The organism is Paenibacillus sp. FJAT-26967, from assembly GCF_001541095.1.
In the GTDB taxonomy this organism is placed as follows: Bacteria; Bacillota; Bacilli; order Paenibacillales; family NBRC-103111; genus Paenibacillus_F.
Window position 1 is genome coordinate 1,289,712 of record NZ_LMXH01000001.1, and the last position, 22,289, is coordinate 1,312,000.

Here is a 22,289-nt window from a genome sequence, read left to right on the forward strand (position 1 = left end):
TCGATAGAGAAAGTAAAAAAAACCGTGTTGATTTCGGGACGAAATCGGGACGGGATGCATAAATCCGGGCAGCTCAAAGCGGCGTACAAACAGCAAACCCTGACTCAGGTAAACTGCTGTACGCCGCCGTAAGGCCCGTTGTTTTTAAAACCCTCCACTCATACTCTTAATTATATTCTTGCAGGAATTCCGCTGCTATCTTTCGACCTCTATTATCCGCTGTCGCTTGAATCCTTACCTCTTCGTTGCAAAGACAGACTCCACTTTTTCCAAATCTTCTTCATATTTTGCATGTGTGATCTGGATCAGCCGGTTAAACATGCCGTCCAAATCATGATCCATCAAACGCAATCCTTCCGCTGTAATCCCTCCGGGAACACATACTCTTTTCTGCAAAGTAACAGGATTAAAACCTCCGGTCGTAAGCAGTTTACCCGTACCCAGTGTCATTTCCGCGGCCAGTATATTAGCTTCCTCCCGCGATATCCCGGTTTCTTGAACGGCCGCATCTACATACTTTTGCAAAAAGAAAGCCAGAAACGCCGGCCCGCAGCTCGACAAATCGGAGCTTATTCTTGTATGCGCTTCGGACACCCGCACTGGTGTGGAAATATGAGTAAGTAAATTTTCTATCCATTCTTTATCTTCCGGATGCATACGCTCTCCGTGAATGCAAAGCGAAGAACCTGTCAGCACATAATTAGTAATGCTCGGTATGACCTTGGTTACTTTGCAGGGAAGCTGGCTCTCCAGATGCCTGAGAAGCACAGAACTGGTGATGGACACCAGGATTTGCGAGGGCTTCAGAACGGGGCGGATCTCGTCGATCACACGCTTATAATCAAGCGGTTTTACGCAGAGAAAAAGTACATCGCTGCCGCCGGCAACTTCCGGGTTGTCAGAGGCTGCAACCAGTCCCGCGTACGTTTCCGCCAACCTTTTTACTTTACCGGGGGTGCGGTTTGCGGCGCAGATTTGCTCAGGATTGAGTGCTCCCGAATGGATGAGCGCTTCGATAAGAATACTCCCCATGCTGCCCGTACCGATAAATCCCGCTTTCATCGACAACCCTCCTTTTAGATTAGCCTGACCTATGCAGGAACGGGGCTCTGCCCCTCTTGCTTGCAACGCTTATGGCACCTAGTAAGGGATAGGCCTGCTGGCGTAAAGAACGGCACAGAGCTATCTTAAACGTTCATTCCCTAAGAACAGGAAGACGTTTCTTAACGGTATGAGTATTGGGGCGCAAATATGCTTAATTTGTTTTTAAAAGTATTCCATTACCATGTTTTCCGGTGTTCTGTACTCGGATGGCTTTCATGGGCTCTAGATCGATAACGAAACAGGAGGAACAAAGATGAATTGGAATTTTAAAATGAAAATAGGCCCGTTGTCGGCTCTGGCAGCTGTCGTTCTCGGTCTCGCGATCTGGGTGTCGGCCGGCAGGGGGGAGAAGATACCCGCTGGATTTACGTCTTTGCATGGACAGATGGAAGAGGCCATGCTTCAAGCGGCAGGTGCATCTTCTACAACTAAGCCGGGTATAATCGGAGGTTCCGGCAGCCCGGATGTTCCCGGTCAGGCAGCCGTTAAAGGCGGTGCAGAATCAGGCGCAGCAAAAGAGGCGGCTAGTAGCGGGAACGAAAGCGGCAGGAGTGACATTAGAGCGGAATCGGCAATGACGCCGTCGCCGTTGCCGGCCGGAGGCAATCCGCGGAACGCTCCGGTAGGCGGCAATCCTGAGAATGCTGTACCGGGTTCGGTAGAGACGAGTCCTATCGTATCCAGTACAGCCGCGCCCGCAGAGGGGACAGAATCAGGCGAGAGCGGTAAAATTAGCGGTCAAGGAAAAGCGGACGGTGATCAGCCTAAAGTGGATATCAATCACGGCGGACTAGAGGAACTCATGAAGCTGCCCGGGGTAGGTCCAAGTAAGGCTAAAGCTATCATCACTTACCGTGAGCAGCACGGCAAATTCAAGCGGATTGACCAGCTTCTTCAGGTAAAAGGGATCGGAGATAAAATGCTCGCCAAAATGAAACCGTATATAATGCTGGGTGCACCATAATTATTTCCGTTTAAACACATCTGTTTAGAAGGAATTTAGTAATCTTTCTTTCATTTTATTAGAAAATGTGAGAAAATAGGACAAAATCAGCTTGGCAAATTGCCACGTAAAAGCGATAAAGGAGGAAAGAAACATGGCAGAAGAACGCCAGTATTCTCTAGAAACATTAGCCGTACATGCAGGTCAGGAAATTGATCCGACAACTCTTTCCCGTGCGGTGCCTATTTATCAGACGACTTCTTACGGTTTCCGGGATGCCGACCATGCGGCAGATTTATTCGCACTCAAAGAATTCGGTAATATATACACGCGTATTATGAACCCGACCAGCGATGTGTTTGAGAAGCGCATTGCGGCTTTGGAAGGCGGAGCGGGTGCGCTTGCCACGGCATCCGGTCAGGCTGCTATTACATATTCCATTCTTAATATTGCCGGCGCCGGGGATGAAATTGTATCGGCATCCAGTCTATATGGCGGAACTTATAATCTGTTCTCGACCACTTTTGCAAAGCTGGGGATTAACGTCAAGTTTGTCGATCCATCCGATCCGGAGAACTTCCGCAAGGCCATTACAGATAAAACAAAAGCTCTGTACGCCGAAACAGTGGGCAACCCTAAAGGGGATCTTCTCGATATTGAAGCCGTTGCAGCGATTGCTCATGAGAACGGGCTTCCCCTGATCGTCGATAATACATTCCCGACACCGTATTTGCTTCGTCCCATTGAACACGGCGCTGACATTGTTGTCCATTCCGCTACCAAATTTATCGGCGGACACGGAACTTCTATCGGCGGCGTTATTGTAGACGGCGGCAAGTTCGACTGGAAATCGAGCGGTAAATTCCCGGGCTTGACCGAGCCGGACCCGAGCTATCACGGTGTCATCTACACCGATGCCGTAGGACCGATCGCGTATATCATCAAAGCGCGTGTGCAGCTGCTTCGTGACATGGGGGCGTCCATATCGCCGTTCAACTCTTTCATGCTGCTGCAAGGTCTTGAGACGCTGCACCTGCGGATGGAACGTCACAGCTCCAATGCACTCAAAGCAGCCCAATTCCTTGAGTCGCATGAGGGGGTAGAATGGGTAAGCTACGCCGGGCTTCCGAGCCATTCATCGTACAAGCTGGCGCAGAAATATTTGCCTAATGGCCAAGGCGCCATTATGACATTCGGGATTAAAGGCGGTATCGAAGCAGGCCGCAAGGTAATTGAGAATGTCAAATTATTCTCGCACCTTGCGAATGTGGGCGATTCCAAGTCCCTCATCATTCACCCTGCGAGCACCACTCATCAACAACTTAATGAAGATGAGCAAGCCAGTGCGGGTGTAACGCCGGGAATGATCCGTCTGTCGATCGGAACGGAAGCTATCGACGATATTCTGCATGATTTGGATCAGGCCATCCGTGCCAGCCAGCTGTAGGTGAAGACGATGACCGGGCGCAAAGATTGGGACACTTACTTCATGGATATTGCTTACATGGCATCAACGCGTTCACAGTGCAGCCGCCGACGGGTCGGAACCGTTTTGGTTCAAGGGAAGAAGCTTCTGGGTACCGCTTACAACGGAGCTCCTATGGGGGTTCCGGACTGTTCGGAGGAAGGCTGTATGCTGGTGGAAGAATTCGAGCTTCAGGTCATCGACGGCAAGGAGGAGATGATCCGCAAGCAGCGCTGTATCCGGACCATTCATGCGGAGCAGAATCTGCTGCTGTTTACAGACCGTGAGGACCGTGAAGGGTCGAGTGTATATGTAACGGATCAGCCTTGCTGGACCTGCTCGAACATGCTGGCCAACAGCGGGGTACAAGAAATCATATACCATCGCCCTTATCCTAAAGATAGTGAGAAAGTCCAGGCACTAATGGCGGCCAGAGGAATTATCTTCCGGCAAATGGACCATTATGAGCCTCCTAGAGGTACGGATCACAGAGTGGTCAATTAATGAGATTGTATAAATGGCGTGAGGAAGAACCTCCGCTGCTCTTACAGAGCAGCGGAGGTTCTTTCGTTGCCGGGGGTGGGGAATCTATTAAAGGCAAACGCAGCATCGACTCATCGGGCAACCGCTGCCCTACAGCATTTGATGGATTATGATGCAGCAATGTTTAAGAGATTACTAAACTCCATAGAGGGGATAGATTCAATGGTATGGACTAGTAAAGACGGCGTATGGGTCGCCGTCCTATGGGTGCTCGGCTACGCAGCGGCGATGCAGTGGCAATGGCCGCTGCTGACGATCTGGGCCGGCATAGCGTGCGCTGCTGCGGCGCTGGCGGTGCTGGTGCTGCGCCTGCCGCAGCACCGCCTGATTGCCGCGGCGCTCATCGCCGCCGCGGCCTGCTGCTATTACGCCGACACCGACCGGCGTAATGTGACGGCGCTGCCCGCCGCTGCTGCCGCTGCCGTGAGCGGCAGCGAAGTGACCGTGGCGGGCACGCTTGTGACCCCTGTCGCCGTCGATGGCGACAGGGCTTCCTTCCAGCTGCGAGTTTCGCAGATGGAAGGAGCCGCCGCGGAGACTCCTCCGGGTGAGCGCATGCAGGTGAACCTGCGCCTGCTGAGCCCGGAGGAGCAGACCGCCGCCGCATCCTGGCGGAGGGGGGACCGGCTCTCGCTGCGGGGCGTGGTGCAGGAGCCGGCCGCCGCGCGCAATTTCGGCGGATTCGATTACCGCCGTTATCTGCGGCAGCAAGAGATTCATTGGCTGCTAACCGCCAAGGGGACGGAGCAGGTGAATCATACTCCCCCCGCGGCATTATACGCGGGAGGAGGCATGCAGCAGCTAAGCGACCGGCTGCTGCGGGGCTCGGACGAGCTGCGCTCGTTTCTTGGCGGCCGGATCGATATGCTTTTCACCGCGGCTCATGCCGGATTTATGAAAAGCATGCTGATCGGACTCACGGATGATATGGACCCGGACCGCTACGTGCAGTTCTCGAACCTCGGCCTCACGCACATATTGGCCATCTCCGGGCTTAATGTGGCTGTTTTTATCGGTGTGCTGATCTGGATTTTGAAACGGCTGGGCCTCGCCAAAGAAACTTACCTGCTGATTACCGCACTTTTGCTGCCCTTTTATATTTTAATTACAGGTGCCTCGCCGTCTATCGTAAGGGCAGGACTCATGACCATGATCGGACTGTTTGCAGTCCGCAAAAACCGTGAGAAGGATGTCCTTCAAATTGCGTGTCTGGTCGGTTGGGCATTGCTGCTATGGAATCCGTATTATCTTCTCGATGTCAGCTTCCAGCTTTCGTTCCTGGTTACACTCGGTTTGATTGTCGGTGTTCCCCGCGTTACTCTTCTTCTCCCCGTAAAAAATGCGCTGCTCCGTAACACGCTGGCCATCACAATCGTATCCCAGCTTGCTTCTTTTCCAGTATCCATTTACTACTTCAATCAGTTTTCTTTGCTTTCTTGGCTGGCCAATGCCGTACTGGTGCCCGTTTTCAGCCTTGTTATTTTTCCGGCCGGTCTGATCGCGATGATCACTGGACTTCTGTTCGCGCCTGCAGGACGCACGGTCGCTTGGGTTACCGAACGAGTGAATGAAATGGTATTTGGAGTTGTGCAGTGGCTGGATCAGTGGGAGGGGTTTCAGACCATCTGGCCGTCCCCGTCTCTTTTATGGATGTTGATGTATTTTTCTCTTCTGGCTCTGCTGTGCTTATCGCTTCAGAAATATTTGAAAATGCGGGATGAAGGCTCAGGCGCGGGTCCTATGCTTCATATTCCCGTTAACAATCAAAGCCCTGGCCTGTCACCTTCATTGGCAATGGTAATCCGTGAAGATTCAAGACATGGAACTGCTGCCGGAGCCCTGTCCGCCGCTAGACCTGCTCATGAAGGTAATTTCATACGTGCATCATCTTTGAAATCCGGCTTTTTCTCTGATGTTTCTACGAGTGAATCGGAGTATTTGGCCGGAGATTCGGAGCTGAAGGGGATTAGGCACAGCCGCTGCTTTTTACATGACAAGCCGTTCGTTGTATATTTAAACAGAAGCTTTAAGAATGGGTTCGGAATCCGAAAGTATGCCGCAGTTTCCGCCATCTTGGCTTTATGCTGGCTGGCTTTACTTTTCTACGGATACACACCGGACCGCTGGGACCGGACCGCCTATGTGGATATGATTGATGTGGGACAGGGCGACAGTATTCTGATCCGGTCTCCCGAGCGTAAGTTTATACTGGTGGATGGCGGCGGGACAGTTACGTTTGGCAAAGGCGGTGAGGAATGGAAGCAGCGCAGGGACCCGTTCGAGGTTGGCAAGAAGCTTCTGGTGCCTCTTCTCAAAAAACGCGGGGTGCATCAACTGGATGCCGTTATTCTCACGCATGCCGACCAGGACCACAGCGGAGGACTTCAAGCGGTGCTGGATGGGATTCCTGTAAAACAATTTATTTTCAATGGCACTTACAAACATAACGGGCAGATAGAAAAGCTTTATCGATCTGCTATGGATAAGAATATTCCGCTCTTGGCGGCATCCTACGGTAAAAGTCTGCAAATCGGCCACGATACCCGGATCGATTTTCTTTCTCCGAATTTTTCTCCATACATAGAACAACCAAGAGATACGAATGAAACGCATGTGCAGAAGGAACCGGATACGGCGGGGAAAGAGCTTGCCGATTCCTCTTTTCAAGATTTACGGGAAGACTCAAAAGAAAGCGTTCTTTTGTCCAGTGAGCAGAATGGATATTCTGTCGCATTTCTTATGACGATACTGGGCACTCGCTGGTTATTTACCGGTGATATGGAGCTGGATGCAGAACGAAGTGTATTGGATTCTCTTCAGAATCATACAAAAAAATATGTACAGTCTGCGCCGGCCGGTTCTTCTTCGGCAGATATAGGGAAGACTGCGCCTATAGATGTTCTGAAAGTTGCTCATCACGGAAGCAAGACATCAACCAGCGAGCAGTGGCTTGAGTACTGGAATCCGCGATGGGCCATCATTTCAGCAGGAGTCAATAACAGATACAAGCACCCGTCTGAGGATGTTATGAATAGACTTGAACAGCATGGGATAGCAGCGTACCGCACAGATCTTTCCGGGGAAATTCAGCTGATTATCCGAAAAAACGAAATATTTGCCCGTACCAAGTTTGCGCGGGATCCGATACCTGTTTTTCCATAGGGATGCTTGTTCTTGTGAAATAGTTTTGAAATAATACTCTGTTACACTTAAATAAGTAATGTTTATTTGAACACCGTACTAACGGAAGAGAGGCAGGACAGGAGAATAGTTTTCTCTGACATTTCCCATTATGTAAATTTTCTCCGGTTTAAGTATACCTGTAGTCTCTTTTTTGATATCCTATTAGAATGAAAGTCCTAAATTTATGTATATGTTGCAACATTCATGAATATAAAACCGTCTGTATAGTTGCAGGAGAGGGGGATTCTTGTGGTAGCGCCCGAACTGGTAAAAGCGGCTCAATCGGGTGACCGGGAAGCGCTTGTCGGAATATTGAGAGAAATTGAGACCCACGTCTACCGCACGGCATATTATTTGCTTGGTAATGAGCAGGACGCCCTCGATGCATCGCAGGAAGCGCTGATTCGTATTTATACGAAAATCCAATCTTATGAAGAGAAGGCTCTCTTTAAGACATGGGTGCAGCGTATTGTGACGAATATCTGTATCGACAAATTCCGCAAGACGAAGCCGACCGTATCGATTGATGAATACGAAATGACGTTCACTACCCCCAGGGACGTTGAAGACGAGGTCATGATCGGATACTTGGCTAAGGATATTAAAGATGCGATTGAGAAACTTCCGGATCATCACCGTTCGGTCGTCGTTTTGCGATATTTGCAGGACTTCTCGTATCACGAGATTGCGGACTGTTTGGGACTTCCGCTCAACACGGTAAAATCTTACTTGTTTCGGGCGAGACAACAGCTTCAAGGGTTACTCCAAGACTATCAGAAAGGAGGTGTACGGGGATGAATTGCAAAGAGGTGAAGGAACTCATGCAGAGAGATCTTGATGGAGATTTAAATGATCTTGAGCGGCAACGCCTGACTCAGCACACACAGCAGTGTCCGGAATGCAGCGCCATGCTGCAGCGGCTGCGTATGTTGTCCAGGGAGCTTGAGAACTTGCCGAAGGTCAGACCATCGTTCAGTATCGTCGATTCTATTCTGCCGCAGCTTGAGCAGTTGGATCAGGAGCTGAAGAAGGGAGGCCGTGAAGAGGCAGCCGGTCTCTCGCATATCCATGATCGCTCCCCGCGTTCCCCGCAGCCGCTTCCTTGGAAGCGCCGTATAACTGCCGCCGTTTCATGGAAGACCGTGAGTGGTGTGGTAGCGGCTAGTTTCGTACTCGGATTTTTTGCGTTTAATACGCAGGGCCCGGTTCGTTCCGATGCGGAAGGTTTGCTGAATCCTTTTGGCGTCAGCGAGAAATCATCGGAGATCGGAACGAGTCCGTTGCCGGATGCTTCATCTACAGCGGTTTCGGATCAGAATAGCGATAAGAACAAGGCGGCACAGTCGAACACGGACACTCCCGCCCAGACAGCTGCAGGTTCCGTTAAGGAATCACCTGTACCAGCGGATAACGGAGTAAAAGCCCCGGATTCGCGTTCTTCGGATAAAGATGCCGACCAGTCTGCCGGTACTCCTGGCAGCACGTCATCGGATACAAAGGCTGCTAATGAGGCGTCACCGGGCGGCAGTGTCACAACGCCGCCGCCTAGTTCAGCGGTTACGCCAACGCCTCCCGCTACTCATGATAACGGGGACAAAGGAATTTCTAAAAACACTGGCAGCCAGACCACACCTGCTCCTACCACCGGCTCTACCCCTGTTGTAGGGGAAGCGGATGGCGGCGGTCAAATCGCTACCAAAGAGCCGGATACGGATAAGGGAACACCCCTGACGGCTCAGCAGAATGCCGGATTATCGCCGGATAAGAAATTAACCGCTGCATTTGATGAGGGCAGGTTAACCATTCTTACAGCCGGCGGAGCTCCCGTATACGTTTCGGATAAGCAATGGAAAGAAACGGATGCAGTTAAGATAGTGGGCTGGAAAGGCAACGACGAGTTAACTTATCAGGTTACAAGCGGTGACCAGCAGCAAACTTTTATTGTATCCCTCAAAACAAAGCAGGAGCGCACTCAATAGGGTGTGCTTCTTTTTTTTGGGACGCGCACAATTCATTCGATAGAGCGTATGCTGAATTAACAAGGCACTCCATTTAAAGCACGGAGATCAGAAGAGATACGGGTGCTAAGCATCATGACAGCCACGGGACAAAAAGTTTCTAGAGCTTTTTTTCCGTGTTCAAATAGATGCCTTCCAAACGGTTGTATGCGGAGGCAGCATGTTCTTCTTCTGCTCGGGCACAGGGATTACGGCAAGACGGGAAACCGTTTTGACGTAATCCCTTTGTCATTGGTAAGATGGGGGATAAGGGATACCGAAGAGGGGAACGAACAGATGGAATACAAACAAGCATTAAAACAAATAGACGAAGGCCGGTTCGAGCCGGTTTATGTATGTTACGGAAGCGAGTCGTACCTGATCCGGCAGTTTATTCGGAGAATTTCAGATAAAATGATCGAGCCTGAGCATCGTGACTTTGCGGTCAGCAAATATGATTTGGCAGAGACTTCTGTCCAGAGTGTTATTGCGGACGCTGAGACACTTCCGTTCATGGTCCCGCGCAAATTAATTACGGCAGGGAATGCGCAGTTTTTTACAGGAAGCAAAGATAGCGGGAAGGTCGAGCATCAGCTTGATCGTCTGACGGAATACCTTCAGTCGCCTGTTGACTATACGGTGCTTATTTTTATGGTCCAGGCGGACAAGCTGGATGAGCGGAAGAAGATCGTGAAGCTCCTGAAGGAGAAGAATGTACTGGTGCCGTGCCTGCCGTTAACGGCGGAAGAGCTCCAGCAGTGGGTGCGCCGAGAGGCCAAGCGAGAAGATGTCACTTTGACGGATCGGGCCGCCGAGCAGCTTATTCTGTATACCGGTGGGCATCTTCAGACTTTAGCGGCCGAGATGGAGAAGATTGCACTGAATGTGGGCCGTGGCGGAACGGTTACGGAAGAGCTGATTGAAGCGCTAGTCGTGCGCAGCACGGAACAGAATGTATTCATTCTGATCGAGCAGGTTGTGCAGCTTCGTCTTGATAAAGCTTTCGCTCTGCTGGAAGAACTGCTTAAGCAAAGAGAAGAACCTATCAAAATTGTCATGCTGATGGCCCGCCAGTTCCGCATTATGCTTCAGGTTAAGGAGCTCAGCAAGCAGAGTTATTCTCATCAGCAGATAGCCGGACAGCTTGGTCTTCACCCCTATGCGGTCAAAGTAGCTGAAGGGCAGGCAAGAGCCTATGACACGGAGAAGCTGAGCCGCATCATTTCCCAGCTCTCAGATTTGGATTTTAAAATGAAAAGCGGCGGAATTGACAAGGTGCTCGGCTTGGAGCTGTTTCTGCTGGGGCTGGCAGTATAAGGTTCGCCATGTACTGTAGACGTCTTCTAAACGAGGTGATCTGATAGCCTATAATCTTGGTTATGTACAGCAGTCTACGGGCTATGGAACGGACGATGTTACGGAGCTTGTGCAGGACGCTGGGTTAGAATCGACTGTTATATAAATGCTTGAACAAAGAAGCCGGGTTTAGTCCCTGCTTCTTTGTTCTCTGTAAAAATTAGAGATAAGAATGAGGATGATGCCCGCAATCATTCCAATAATACTTATAGTTCTGTAGGGAATAAGTTCTTCAATAATCCTGAAGGCCAGACCTGTGGCAAATAATAAGGTGCCAAGAAGTGTGAGCCGCTTCCTAATGGAGGACTTGCTCATTATAATCCCTTCTTTCCTAATTATTTTTATTGCCAGTTGCTTAACTTTAAGAAATTAAAAAAAGACCGGGTCCCTTGGGGAATCCGGTCTTCTCGTCACCTATGTGTAGGTAATGCTTATTAGCCTTGTGCGGAAAGTGCGTTAAGCTTCTTCGCTAAACGGGACTTCTTGCGGCTAGCGGCATTTTTATGGATTAATCCTTTGGAAGCTGCTTTGTCCAATTTCTTGGACGCGTTGATCAGAGCTTCTTTAGCGGATTCTACGTTATTGCTGGCAACCGTCGTTTCGAAAGCTTTAACAGCTGTACGAAGAGCGGACTTGTCGGAAGCATTGCGCAGGCGACGTTTCTCACTTACTTTAACTCTTTTGATCGCGGATTTGATGTTTGGCATTGACATTCACCTCCTACTTCAGGTACACAATCGAACGTTTTCCATGATTGTTGACAACTCTATGTAGTTTAACACGGCTACTTTTAAAAATCAATAGCTTCTATCTAGCTTTCCGGAGAGCGCGAAATTGCCCGGTTCCGGTAGAAATATTGAATAATTTCTGGCTGTCGTCCGCACACTATAGGCACGCGAGAGGGCTGTAGCCCGTAACAGGAGGAATGATCAATGGCGGATCTTAGCGCTTATACCGTGAGAACCGATTTGGCGCTTGAAGCCAGAGACTTGGTGGCGGAAGCGAGAAGAAGCACGGAAATACCGGGAGTTATTTCGGAGATAACTGAAGACGGCGGCATTCGGATCACGAACATTCAGGTTACGACAGATGAAGGAGCGCGTGCAATCGGCAAAATGCCGGGACGGTATCTGACGATTGAAGTGCCGGAGCTTCGCAAGAAGGATTCCCAGCTGCAAGACCGCGTAGCTACAAAATTCGCCCAGGTCTTCGAGCAGTATCTGCAAAATGCCGGGATTACTCCGGATTCTAAAATACTGGTTGTAGGATTGGGGAACTGGAACGTGACACCGGATGCACTCGGACCGCTTGTCGTAGAGAACATCCTGGTCACGCGGCATTACTTCGAGTTGATGCCGGGACAAGTTAGTCCCGGTTACCGGCCGGTCAGTGCGGTTGCGCCTGGCGTGCTGGGAACGACAGGAATCGAGAGCAGCGAGATCGTTGAGGGTATTGTGAACAAATCGCGCCCGGATCTGATTATCGCGGTGGATGCGCTCGCTTCCCAGGCTCTGGAGAGAGTGAACACGACCATTCAGATTGCAGACACGGGAATCAATCCCGGCTCGGGCATCGGCAATAAGCGAAGAGGCCTCACGTTCGAGACGCTCGGTATCCCGGTCATCGCTATTGGCGTGCCGACAGTTGTGTATGCTTCATCCATTGTAAATTCCTGCATTGATATGATGCAGCAATATTTCCGTTCACAAACTTCCAATACGCAAGATATCCTCGGCATGCTGGATGATTTGCCGGAGCAGGAGCGGCTGGCTCTCGTGAGGGAAGTGCTGAACCCGCTCGGACATGATCTTCTTGTGACGCCGAAGGAAATTGACGAGTTTATCGAAGATATCGCGAATATTATCGCATCGGGTCTCAACGCGGCTCTGCATGATGCGGTAGATACGAGCAATGTGGCGGCTTATACGCATTAATTGCAGAGCTGAACTGGTTTCAAGGAGTATCCCGTGCTGCCTGAGCGCAGTGCCGGATACTCTTTTTTGTATGGCATTCGGCTCACCGGTGGGCCCAGGGGTATTTTGCCAATTCCAAAAGCAAGAGATGGCACGGATTTAATCTGATAGATTGCGCTCTAACGTGGAAGCACAGCTAATTTTGATGGGAAAAGTGGTTCTAGCGAAAGGGACGGGCTCATAGATTGGGAGTAGATAGATTCACTGCCGCACGAAGCGGATCACTGAAACCGGACAGGTACCAGCCCAAATGCTAGGAGGAATCCCCATGAAAAGAACAGACGTTACCTTCAATCTCAGCAAAATTCGCCATACGTTTCAAAGTGCCGGAATCATAGGGAAAACCGCAGTTACACTCAGCTTATGTACCCTGATTTTGTTTGTACTGCTCGGTATCGGAAGCATGCTGCAATCCCGGCTGTCCACTTCACCTGTCTCTTCGATGAAAGGACTGGCAGCCTCGGTTTCCAATCAGTTTTTTCTGGATATGCTGGGGTTAGAGGTGCCTCATCTCAGAAACGATCACCGCAAATTCACTTTCTCCCAGCAGAATATGTTGAGCTTTGCCGTCCGCTTCCTGACCGATATTAATCCCGGCGACCCCAAAAGTCTCATTGCCCAGGAGGTGCCCGGTCTGAAGGCTGAGAAGAGCACTGTGCTGCGCACGGGCAAAGACAGCGACGGAAGCGGCCCGGTCGAATATACGCCCGCTGAGGGCGTGGTGAGCGGGAATACGGGAGGCGCGGCTGCTGCGGAGCCGCCTGCGTCGACTCCGTCACCGACTCCCGCAGCGGGAGAGGATAAGCCGAAGGGGCCCGGACGCAATGTAGCTTTTATTTACCAGTCTCACAGCAACGAATCGTTTCTGCCGGAGCTTAAGGGAGTGACGGACCCGGATAAGGCGTACGATGCCAAAACCAACGTTACACTGGTCGGCAAGAAACTTGCGGAATATCTGGAGAAGGAGGGCGTCGGGGCGGTTCATTCCGATTCGATTTATCCGAGCACCGTCAAGGATTTCAAATATGCGTACTCGTACAAATATTCCTTGAAGACGCTTGAAGCGGCCGCGGGCAAGCATCCGGACCTCAAGTTCTACTTCGACATTCACCGCGATTCCCAGGAAAGAAAGCGGACAACGGTCAGCCTGAATGGAAAGGATTATGCCCAGGTTTATTTTATTCTCGGTGGCGAGAATCCGAACTGGAAAGAGAATGAGAGTTTTGCCGGCAAAATTCATGACATCTTAGAAGGCAAGATGCCCGGGATTTCCAAAGGGATTCACGCTAAAGCGGGACATGAAGTGAACGGCGTATACAATCAGAATTTTTCCCCGAACAGTGTGCTTGTCGAAATCGGCGGACCCTACAACACCCTGGAAGAGTGCTACCGGACTGCGGAGCTGCTCGCCAAATCAATCTCGGAAGTTATCATGGATGCGGAGAAAGTGACGGCTCCGGCAGGTAAAAAATCTTGATTCCTGATGAGCAGGAACAAAGACGGGAGGGCTGAACATGCCGCGCTGGTATTGGAAGTTGTTTATGTATGGGATTGTACTGAGTTTCTGCGTCATGTTCGGAGTCGACCTGGCTTCCCGCGGCATGAACCGGATTGAAGGGCCGGAGAGCGGCGCAGGCCGGCCGGTCTCGTCTGTCTCAGGCGGGCGGGCGGCGGGTCCATCTGCGGATGGAAGTCCTTCTGCCGGGGAGACGGCCATCAGGGCCGTGCCCCGGGGCGGCGTATCGGTGCCGGCCAGTTCCGCCGGCGCACGCAGCGGGATGCCTGCCGATTCAGATGCCACGAACGGGGCTGACAACCGCGCTCCGCAAAGAAACGGAGCTGCAGTGCAGCCAACCCCGGAGCCTTCGCCGCCGGCGCCGCGTCCTATCACGTCCGGCGGGCCTGAAGAAATCGGCTCCATGAACCATCTGGGCAACAAGCTTGGCGACCTGTTGGAAATAACCGCCCAGTCCGGCATGGACGGTGTCGTTTCCTTGTTCGAATGGGTTGTGAAATAGGGAGGAACACCCGGGTCAATGAGTGTAATCCCTGCATATTCAGGGTGTAAACGGATAAGCATTGCCGCCGAACCTCCGGACTGATATAATAAAAGATACTGTATGTAACTGTGTGGGGGTTAGGCATGACGGACATTCGCCAAAGGCAACAACAAATTCGAAACTTTTCGATTATCGCGCATATTGACCACGGTAAATCAACGCTGGCAGACCGTATTCTGGAATTCACCGGGGCTTTGTCGTCCCGTGAGATGCAGGAGCAGGTTCTGGACCAGATGGATCTTGAACGGGAACGGGGTATTACCATCAAGCTCCAGGCCGTCAGACTGAACTACAAAGCCGACGACGGGCAAGAGTATATCCTGAATCTCATCGATACCCCGGGACATGTGGATTTCACCTATGAAGTATCCCGGAGCCTTGCTGCATGCGAAGGCGCCCTTCTCGTGGTAGACGCCGCCCAAGGCATCGAAGCCCAGACACTGGCTAACGTGTATTTGGCCTTGGACAACAATCTTGAGATTCTGCCGGTTATCAATAAAATTGACCTGCCGAGTGCAGATCCGGAGCGTGTCAAGCAAGAGGTCGAGGATGTAATCGGCCTCGACGCGAGCGATGCCGTTCTGGCTTCCGCCAAGGCGGGCATCGGCATCAAGGAAATTCTGGAGCAGGTATGCCAGAAGGTCCCGGCTCCGCAGGGTGACCCAGACGAGCCTCTCAAAGCGCTCATTTTTGACTCGCATTACGATCCGTACAAAGGCGTCATTATGTACGTGCGTGTCGTTGACGGCTCTATCAAGACAGGTTCCAAAATCAAAATGATGGCAACCGGTAAAACATTTGAAGTCATCGAGGTCGGTGCTTTCATGCCCCGCATGACCATGGTCAACGAGCTTCATGTGGGCGATGTCGGTTTCATCGTGGCAGGCATCAAGACGGTCGGCGACACGCGTGTCGGTGATACCGTCACCAATGCCGCCAAACCGGCTCTTGAGCCGCTGCCGGGCTACCGCAAGATCAATCCGATGGTATTCTGCGGATTGTATCCGATCGAAACCTCGGACTACAACGACCTCCGCGATGCGCTTGAGAAGCTGGAGCTCAACGATGCTTCGCTTACGTATGAGCCGGAGACTTCTACAGCACTCGGGTTCGGCTACCGCTGCGGATTTTTGGGACTTCTCCATATGGAGATTATCCAGGAACGGATTGAACGTGAATTTAACATTCCGCTCATCACGACCGCACCGAGCGTTATCTACCGAATCACCATGACCAATGGTGATGTGGTCGAGATCGACAACCCTTCGAACTATCCGGATCCTCAGCGCATTGATTTCGTAGAGGAGCCTTACGTTAAGGCGTCTGTAATTGTGCCCAATGACTATGTCGGAGCGATTATGGATCTTTGCCAGAATAAGCGCGGAGAATTTCTGAACATGGAATACCTGGATACGAACCGGGTGACACTGTCTTACAATATCCCGCTTGCCGAGATTGTATATGACTTCTTCGATCTGCTGAAATCGCGAACCAAAGGGTACGCTTCCTTTGATTACGAGATCTCGGGCTATAAGAAATCGAACCTCGTCAAAATGGACATCATGCTGAATGCCGAACAGGTCGATGCTCTGTCATTCATCGTACATCGCGACAGTGCCTATAACCGCGGCCGTATTATATGCGAGAAGCTCAAAGAGCTCATTCCTCGTCAAATGTTCGAGGTGCCGATTCAGGCTGCAATCGGACAGAAGATTATTTCCCGAGAGACGGTCAAAGCAATGCGCAAGAACGTTCTTGCCAAATGTTACGGCGGCGATATCTCGCGTAAACGGAAACTTCTGGAGAAGCAGAAGGAAGGTAAAAAACGCATGAAGCAGGTCGGCAGCGTTGAAGTGCCGCAGGAAGCATTCATGGCGGTGCTCAAAATCGACGACAACTAAAACTGCTGCTGTTACAGCAGCTTAAATAGGAGCCTAGTGCTCCTATTTTTATTTTTATGACGCAGAGCATCCTGACTTCGATCTTGTTTGCTTTTGTAGTACAATGAAGGAACGGCTTCAGCCGGACCTTGACTGGAAAGGAACAACCCGCAATGAAACCACTTTATTCCGCCCCAAAGGCGGTTTATATTCATATTCCGTTTTGCACGAATAAATGCTATTACTGTGATTTTAACTCTTATGTCCTTAAAGGCCAGCCTGTTATGGATTATCTGGACGGGCTTGAACGCGAGATGGAGCTTACGGTGAAATCGATGCCGCCCGGAGAAATTGAAACGATTTTCGTCGGCGGAGGAACACCTACCGTTCTGCTTCCGGATCAGATGGCTCATTTTCTCAAACTGGTGCGGACGTATTTTCCCGAGCGTCAGGCTGAACTGGAGTTCTCGATGGAAGCTAATCCCGGTACGACCGATCTCGAGAAGCTTGCTGCGATGAAAGAGGGAGGAGTCAACCGGATTTCGTTCGGTGTCCAGTCTTTTGATAACGCGCTGCTGGAGACAATCGGACGCATTCATAACACGGATGATGTCTACCGCAGTCTGGAGAATGCCGCAAAGCTTGGTTTTGACAACATGTCGATTGATCTGATGTTCGGCCTGCCCAAGCAGACGCCCGAAATCATGCAGAAGACACTGGATGAAGCACTTGCACTCGATCTGAAGCATTACTCCATATACAGCCTCAAAGTGGAAGAGAATACGCTTTTCCATACGATGTATAACAAGAACCAGCTTCCGCTGCCGAGTGAAGATGAGGAGCTGGAGATGTACCTGCTTATTATGCGCCGCCTGAAGCAGGCGGGGTATGAGATGTATGAGATCAGCAATTTCGCCAAGCACGGTTATGAGAGCCGGCACAACCGCACTTACTGGCGCAATGAGCCTTACTATGGACTCGGCGCCGGAGCGCACGGATACGCAGGCGGCTTCCGGCATGTCAACATTAAAGGCGTTCAGCCTTATATAAATAAGACCAAAGAAGCGATGCCTCATCTGGAACGCTTCGAGGTTACCCGTGAAGAGGCCATGGAGGATTTCATGATGGTTGGGCTGAGGCTGCTGGAAGGCGTTAGAGATGAGGACTTCCGCGCTCAGTTCGGTATTTCTATAGAAGAAAAATTCGGGCCTATTGTCACAAGCCTCACGTCCAAAGGACTGCTGGAAATTGCGGGGGACAGGCTCCGGCTTAGCGAGAAGGGGATACTGTTCGGCAATGATGTATTTGCCGCGTTTCTTTAGATGATTTGAGGGACTAGCCGCCGTTTTAGATGAATATTATGTAAAATGCCACTTGTGCGATTATGCAAGCTGATGTATATTTATTCAATAAACATACGGCTTTGTATGATTCGTACAGGTGTTTTTTTACTTTTCAGCACGAAATGGTGGGAGTAGCGATGACGATAGCTTGCCGGAAAGCAACCGAAGTTGATGTGGACGAATTAGTGGAAATGATACAGGGATATGCGAGTCAAGGGATTATGCTTCCCCGCAGCAGAGAGATGGTACAGCAGCAGCTGGATTCTTTTGTTGTCGCGGTAGATGAAGGGGTCCTGATCGGCTGCGGTTCACTTACCAAACTGGGAGCGAATCTCGTGGAGATCCGGTCTCTCGGGGTATCGGAAGATTACAAGGGCAAGGGAGTCGGCTCTAAGCTCGTCGATTGTCTGCTGGAAGAAGCGAGAGATCAGAATATTACCAAAGTCATGGCTCTGACATACGAGGTGCGATTTTTTCAGAAGAACGGATTTACCATTGTACCTAAACATATTTTTCCCGAAAAAGTGTGGACCGACTGCATGCACTGCAACAAGCAATACTGCTGTGACGAAATTGCTGTACTTAGAGAGCTCGATTGACTTGACAACAGACCGAGAGGTCTGTTATTTTTGTATTATGATTTAGCACTCGCTAAGGTTGAGTGCTAACGAACGGACAACAGCCGGACGTTCCGGTTAGGCGTGCGTAGCGTGTAAAATCCAAAGAGGAGAAGGAGGAGTTACCTGTGCTAACAGAGCGTCAACAGATGATTTTAACCGCCATAGTCGATGATTATATACGTTCTGCAGAACCCATTGGCTCACGCAGTATTTCCAAACGGGGTGATGTAGGTTACAGCCCCGCGACGATCCGCAATGAAATGTCGGATCTTGAGGAGCTGGGCTTCCTGGAGCAGCCTCATACGTCCGCCGGCCGTATTCCTTCTCACAAGGGTTACCGCTATTACGTCGATCATCTTGTGCAGCATGGCTCGCTGGATGCCCACGAAGTAGAGACGGTCAAGCGCTTCTTTGCCGAGAAGCTCCAGGCTATGGAAGAAGTTATCCAGCACACGGCCAATATGCTATCGGGTCTGACCAACTACACATCCATCGTCCTTGGACCTGAAGTGTTTACGAATACGCTGAAGCATTTGCAGATTATTCCGATTAGCGACACGACCGCGGTTGCCATTATCGTAACGAATACGGGACATGTGGAGAACAAGACAGTCCCTATTCCTCCGGGAATACCCGTAGCTGAAATCGAGAAGGTGGTTAACCTTCTGAATGCAAGGCTCAAAGGAGTGCCGCTTCTGCAGTTCAAGTCGAAGCTGTATACGGAAGTAGCCGATGAGCTGAACAAATATGCGTCCGGTTATTATGAATTGCTGGCAATGGTTGAAAGCGTACTGGAGAACGATGAGAAGGACCGTATTTTCTTGAGCGGAACGACCAATATGTTGACCCAGCCCGAGTTCAAGGACGTCGATAAGGTGAAAAGCATTTTGGATTTGCTGGAGCAGACGCCGGTTATTTTCAAATTAGTGACCTCATCGCCTAATGGTCTGCAAATTAAGATCGGTTCTGAGAACAGTTTAGCCGCTATGAATGATTGCAGTCTTATTACCGCTACGTATGCGTTTGACGACAAACCGCTCGGGACGATCGGGATCTTGGGTCCGACCCGGATGGAATATGCCAAAGTCATCAGGCTGCTGGAGCATCTGTCTTCCAATATGGAAGTGCTGCTTTCGCGCTGGTATAAATAACACGGGCAGACGCCGGTTTATGCAGACTCCCTGAGGGGTAAACTTAAGCGTGGTTCGGCTGGAGCCAGCCGTCCACTCTTTTAAGGAGGTGAACACGACAAGTGAGTACCGAAGAAACGAAGAATAACCATCCGAATACCGACGCCGCAGACACAGAAGCTACATATGAAGCGGGACACGCGGAATCGGTTGATGAGGCAGGTACTGGACAAGAATCTGCTCAGCAAGACGGTGAACAATCCTCGGCTCGCGATGCCGAACTGCAGGAACTTCGCGTTCAGGCAGAGGAGAATCAGCAGCGCCTTTTGCGCACGCAAGCCGATTTCGATAATTTCCGCCGCCGTTCCAGACAGGAGAAGGAAGAGTTTGCGAAATACGCTTCTTTGAAGCTGATTGAGCAGCTGTTGCCGGTTATCGACAACTTTGACCGCGCCCTTCTTTCCAGCCGGGAAACACAAGATTTCGAAGCCTTGGCCAAAGGGATTGAGATGGTGTATCGCCAGCTGGAGCAATTAATGACCCAGGAAGGTCTTACGCCGATCCAGGCCGTAGGCCAGCCGTTTAATCCGGAGTTCCACCAGGCAGTTATGCAGGTGGAAACCGAAGAGTATGAAGAAGGAATCGTAGTGGAAGAGATGCAGAAAGGCTACATGCTCAAGGACCGAGTTATACGTCCGACCATGGTTAAAGTGAGCGTGTAATATAGACCGACTACATCCCGCCCACCGGTTTAACATAGATCTACACATGACCCTATAAGGAGGACTTCGTTTATCATGAGTAAAGTAATCGGTATTGACTTAGGAACCACCAACTCTTGCGTAGCTGTTATGGAAGGCGGCGAGGCAGTCGTTATTCCTAACCCGGAAGGCAATCGTACAACCCCGTCCGTAGTAGGTTTTAAGAAAGACGGCGAACGTGTTGTCGGCGAGACGGCTAAACGCCAGTCTATTACGAATCCGGATCGTACGGTTATGTCCATCAAGCGTCACATGGGTACGAACCACAAGGAAACGATCGACGGCAATGACTTCACGCCGCAAGAAATCTCCGCTATCATCCTGCAGAAGCTTAAAGCCGATGCGGAAGCATACCTGGGCACTACAGTAACGCAAGCCGTTATTACGGTACCTGCTTATTTCAACGACAGCCAGCGCCAAGCTACTAAAGACGCGGGTAAAATCGCAGGTCTGGAAGTTCTGCGTATTGTCAATGAGCCTACAGCAGCTGCGCTTGCTTACGGTATGGAGAAATCTGAAGATCAGACAATTCTGGTCTATGACCTGGGTGGCGGTACGTTCGACGTATCTATCCTTGAGCTCGGCGACGGCTTCTTCGAAGTAAAAGCGACAAGCGGCGACAACAGCCTGGGCGGAGATGATTTTGACCAAGTCATCATCGAATACTTGTCGAGCGAATTTAAAAAAGAGCACGGCATCGACCTCAGCAAAGACAAAGCGGCTGTACAACGTTTGAAGGATGCTGCCGAGAAAGCGAAGAAAGAGCTTTCCGGAGTTCTTACAACGACGATCTCCCTGCCGTTCATTACAGTAGTAGACGGCGTGCCGCAGCACTTGGAGCTTAACCTGACACGTGCGAAGTTCGAAGAATTGTCCGCTGGACTCGTTGAGAGAACACTCGGACCTACCCGTCAAGCGCTTAGTGACGCTGGATTATCCCCGAACCAGATTGACAAGGTTGTTCTTGTCGGCGGTTCGACACGTATCCCGGCTGTAGTGGAAGCTGTTAAGAAATTGATCGGCAAAGATCCGCACAAAGGCGTGAATCCGGACGAAGTAGTTGCCCTGGGCGCTGCTGTTCAAGCCGGCGTTCTGACTGGCGACGTAAAAGACGTTGTCCTGCTGGACGTAACGCCTCTGTCCCTTGGTATCGAAACGGCGGGCGGTGTATTCACGAAGATGATCGACCGCAACACGACCATTCCGACGAGCAAATCGCAAGTATACACGACCTATGCGGATAACCAGACGAGCGTAGAAATTCACGTTCTGCAAGGCGAACGCGCTATGGCTAATGACAACAAAACACTCGGACGCTTCATGCTTGGAGATATTCCTCCGGCACCGCGCGGCATTCCGCAAGTCGAAGTTACCTTCGATATCGATGCCAACGGTATCGTAAATGTATCGGCTCTTGATAAGGGAACAGGTAAGAGCCAGAAAATTACGATCACGTCTTCAAGCGGCCTGAGCGACGATGAAATCGATAAAATGATGAAGGATGCAGAGGCTCATGCTGAAGAAGACCGCCTCCGCAAAGAACTCGTCGAAGTTCGCAACGGAGCGGACCAGCTGGTATACTCCGCTGACAAAGTGATCAAGGATCTGGGAGATAAAGTAGACCAGGCTGAAATCGACAAAACCAATGCGGCGAAAGAAAAAGTGAAACAGGCGCTGGAAGGCAATGATCTGGAGACGATCAAAGCTGCGACTGAAGAATTGACTGAAATTGTTCAGCAATTGTCTGTTAAACTGTATGAGCAAGCAGCTCAGCAAGAGCAAGGTGCAGGACCTGCCGGCGCAGCCGATGCAGGCAAGAAAGACAACGTTGTAGACGCAGATTACGAAGTTGTAGACGAAGACAAGAAGTAAACCGCGCCGTAGAACGTCTGTTACAGAAGAGAAGTCAAAGCCGTCTTGACGGCTTTGAC

The 22,289-nt window shown here is 50.7% G+C and carries 19 protein-coding genes; 17 read left to right on the forward strand and 2 right to left on the reverse strand.

The features are described 5' to 3' along the window. Positions 1-234: 234 nt before the first annotated feature. Positions 235-1,062 (reverse strand): late competence protein ComER, encoded by an 828-nt coding sequence (gene comER / locus AR333_RS05690; RefSeq protein WP_068774318.1) that lies wholly within the window; start codon positions 1,060-1,062, stop codon positions 235-237. A gap of 295 nt (positions 1,063-1,357) precedes the next feature. Between comER and AR333_RS05695 the strand changes: the two genes are divergently transcribed. The 8 genes from AR333_RS05695 to holA all read left to right on the forward strand — a co-directional run bounded on the left by AR333_RS05695 (position 1,358) and on the right by holA (position 10,552). Continuing rightward, positions 1,358-2,068: a ComEA family DNA-binding protein gene (locus tag AR333_RS05695; RefSeq protein ID WP_068774319.1), complete on the forward strand. Its 711-nt coding sequence runs from the start codon at positions 1,358-1,360 to the stop codon at positions 2,066-2,068. A gap of 133 nt (positions 2,069-2,201) precedes the next feature. Next, positions 2,202-3,494, forward strand: coding sequence for a homocysteine synthase (locus AR333_RS05700; RefSeq protein WP_068774320.1), 1,293 nt, complete (start codon positions 2,202-2,204; stop codon positions 3,492-3,494). Positions 3,495-3,503: 9 nt separating this feature from the next. Then, on the forward strand, positions 3,504-4,016 hold the full coding sequence (locus AR333_RS05705; protein WP_068774321.1) for a dCMP deaminase family protein: 513 nt from the start codon (positions 3,504-3,506) through the stop codon (positions 4,014-4,016). Further along, the gene (locus AR333_RS24570) at positions 4,016-4,168 is read left to right on the forward strand and encodes a hypothetical protein (RefSeq protein WP_156430840.1); all 153 of its coding nucleotides are present in this window, start codon (positions 4,016-4,018) and stop codon (positions 4,166-4,168) included. Before AR333_RS05705 ends, AR333_RS24570 begins: the two co-directional genes overlap by 1 nt. Positions 4,169-4,217: 49 nt before the next feature. Further along, positions 4,218-7,217: a ComEC/Rec2 family competence protein gene (locus tag AR333_RS25315; RefSeq protein ID WP_068774322.1), complete on the forward strand. Its 3,000-nt coding sequence runs from the start codon at positions 4,218-4,220 to the stop codon at positions 7,215-7,217. Between the two features lie 270 nt (positions 7,218-7,487). Beyond that, complete coding sequence (locus AR333_RS05715) at positions 7,488-8,036, forward strand: RNA polymerase sigma factor (RefSeq protein ID WP_068774323.1); 549 nt, start codon at positions 7,488-7,490, stop codon at positions 8,034-8,036. Continuing rightward, positions 8,033-9,217 carry an anti-sigma factor gene (locus AR333_RS05720; RefSeq protein WP_068774324.1) on the forward strand — a complete coding sequence of 395 codons (1,185 nt, stop codon included), beginning with the start codon at positions 8,033-8,035 and terminating at the stop codon, positions 9,215-9,217. Before AR333_RS05715 ends, AR333_RS05720 begins: the two co-directional genes overlap by 4 nt. A 315-nt stretch (positions 9,218-9,532) precedes the next feature. Then, positions 9,533-10,552, forward strand: coding sequence for a DNA polymerase III subunit delta (gene holA, locus AR333_RS05725; protein ID WP_068774325.1), 1,020 nt, complete (start codon positions 9,533-9,535; stop codon positions 10,550-10,552). A 473-nt stretch (positions 10,553-11,025) separates the two neighbouring features. Here the strand turns inward: holA and rpsT are convergent, their stop codons facing one another. Beyond that, complete coding sequence (gene rpsT / locus AR333_RS05735) at positions 11,026-11,298, reverse strand: 30S ribosomal protein S20 (RefSeq protein WP_068774327.1); 273 nt, start codon at positions 11,296-11,298, stop codon at positions 11,026-11,028. A 225-nt stretch (positions 11,299-11,523) separates the two neighbouring features. Here rpsT and gpr point away from each other — a divergent pair, with 225 nt between their 5' ends. The 9 genes from gpr (at position 11,524) to dnaK (ending at position 22,230) form a co-directional block, all read left to right on the forward strand. After that, positions 11,524-12,525 (forward strand): GPR endopeptidase, encoded by a 1,002-nt coding sequence (gene gpr / locus AR333_RS05740; RefSeq protein ID WP_068774328.1) that lies wholly within the window; start codon positions 11,524-11,526, stop codon positions 12,523-12,525. Positions 12,526-12,832: 307 nt separating this feature from the next. Then, entirely contained in the window at positions 12,833-14,041 is a 1,209-nt protein-coding gene (gene spoIIP, locus AR333_RS05745; RefSeq protein WP_068774329.1) for a stage II sporulation protein P, read from the forward strand. Positions 14,042-14,078: 37 nt separating this feature from the next. Then, positions 14,079-14,582 (forward strand): hypothetical protein, encoded by a 504-nt coding sequence (locus AR333_RS05750; RefSeq protein ID WP_068774330.1) that lies wholly within the window; start codon positions 14,079-14,081, stop codon positions 14,580-14,582. A 125-nt stretch (positions 14,583-14,707) separates the two neighbouring features. Then, positions 14,708-16,525, forward strand: coding sequence for a translation elongation factor 4 (gene lepA / locus AR333_RS05755; protein ID WP_068774331.1), 1,818 nt, complete (start codon positions 14,708-14,710; stop codon positions 16,523-16,525). A 152-nt stretch (positions 16,526-16,677) separates the two neighbouring features. Continuing rightward, positions 16,678-17,826: a radical SAM family heme chaperone HemW gene (hemW, locus tag AR333_RS05760; protein WP_068774332.1), complete on the forward strand. Its 1,149-nt coding sequence runs from the start codon at positions 16,678-16,680 to the stop codon at positions 17,824-17,826. A 158-nt stretch (positions 17,827-17,984) separates the two neighbouring features. Continuing rightward, positions 17,985-18,446 (forward strand): N-acetyltransferase, encoded by a 462-nt coding sequence (locus AR333_RS05765; protein WP_068774333.1) that lies wholly within the window; start codon positions 17,985-17,987, stop codon positions 18,444-18,446. 146 nt (positions 18,447-18,592) lie between these two features. Continuing rightward, complete coding sequence (gene hrcA, locus AR333_RS05770; RefSeq protein WP_068774334.1) at positions 18,593-19,618, forward strand: heat-inducible transcriptional repressor HrcA; 1,026 nt, start codon at positions 18,593-18,595, stop codon at positions 19,616-19,618. Positions 19,619-19,719: 101 nt separating this feature from the next. Next, entirely contained in the window at positions 19,720-20,319 is a 600-nt protein-coding gene (gene grpE / locus AR333_RS05775) for a nucleotide exchange factor GrpE (protein ID WP_068774335.1), read from the forward strand. 75 nt (positions 20,320-20,394) lie between these two features. Next, a complete protein-coding gene (dnaK, locus tag AR333_RS05780) occupies positions 20,395-22,230 on the forward strand; it encodes a molecular chaperone DnaK (protein WP_068774336.1) in 1,836 nt (611 codons plus the stop codon). The last annotated feature ends 59 nt before the right edge of the window (positions 22,231-22,289 follow it).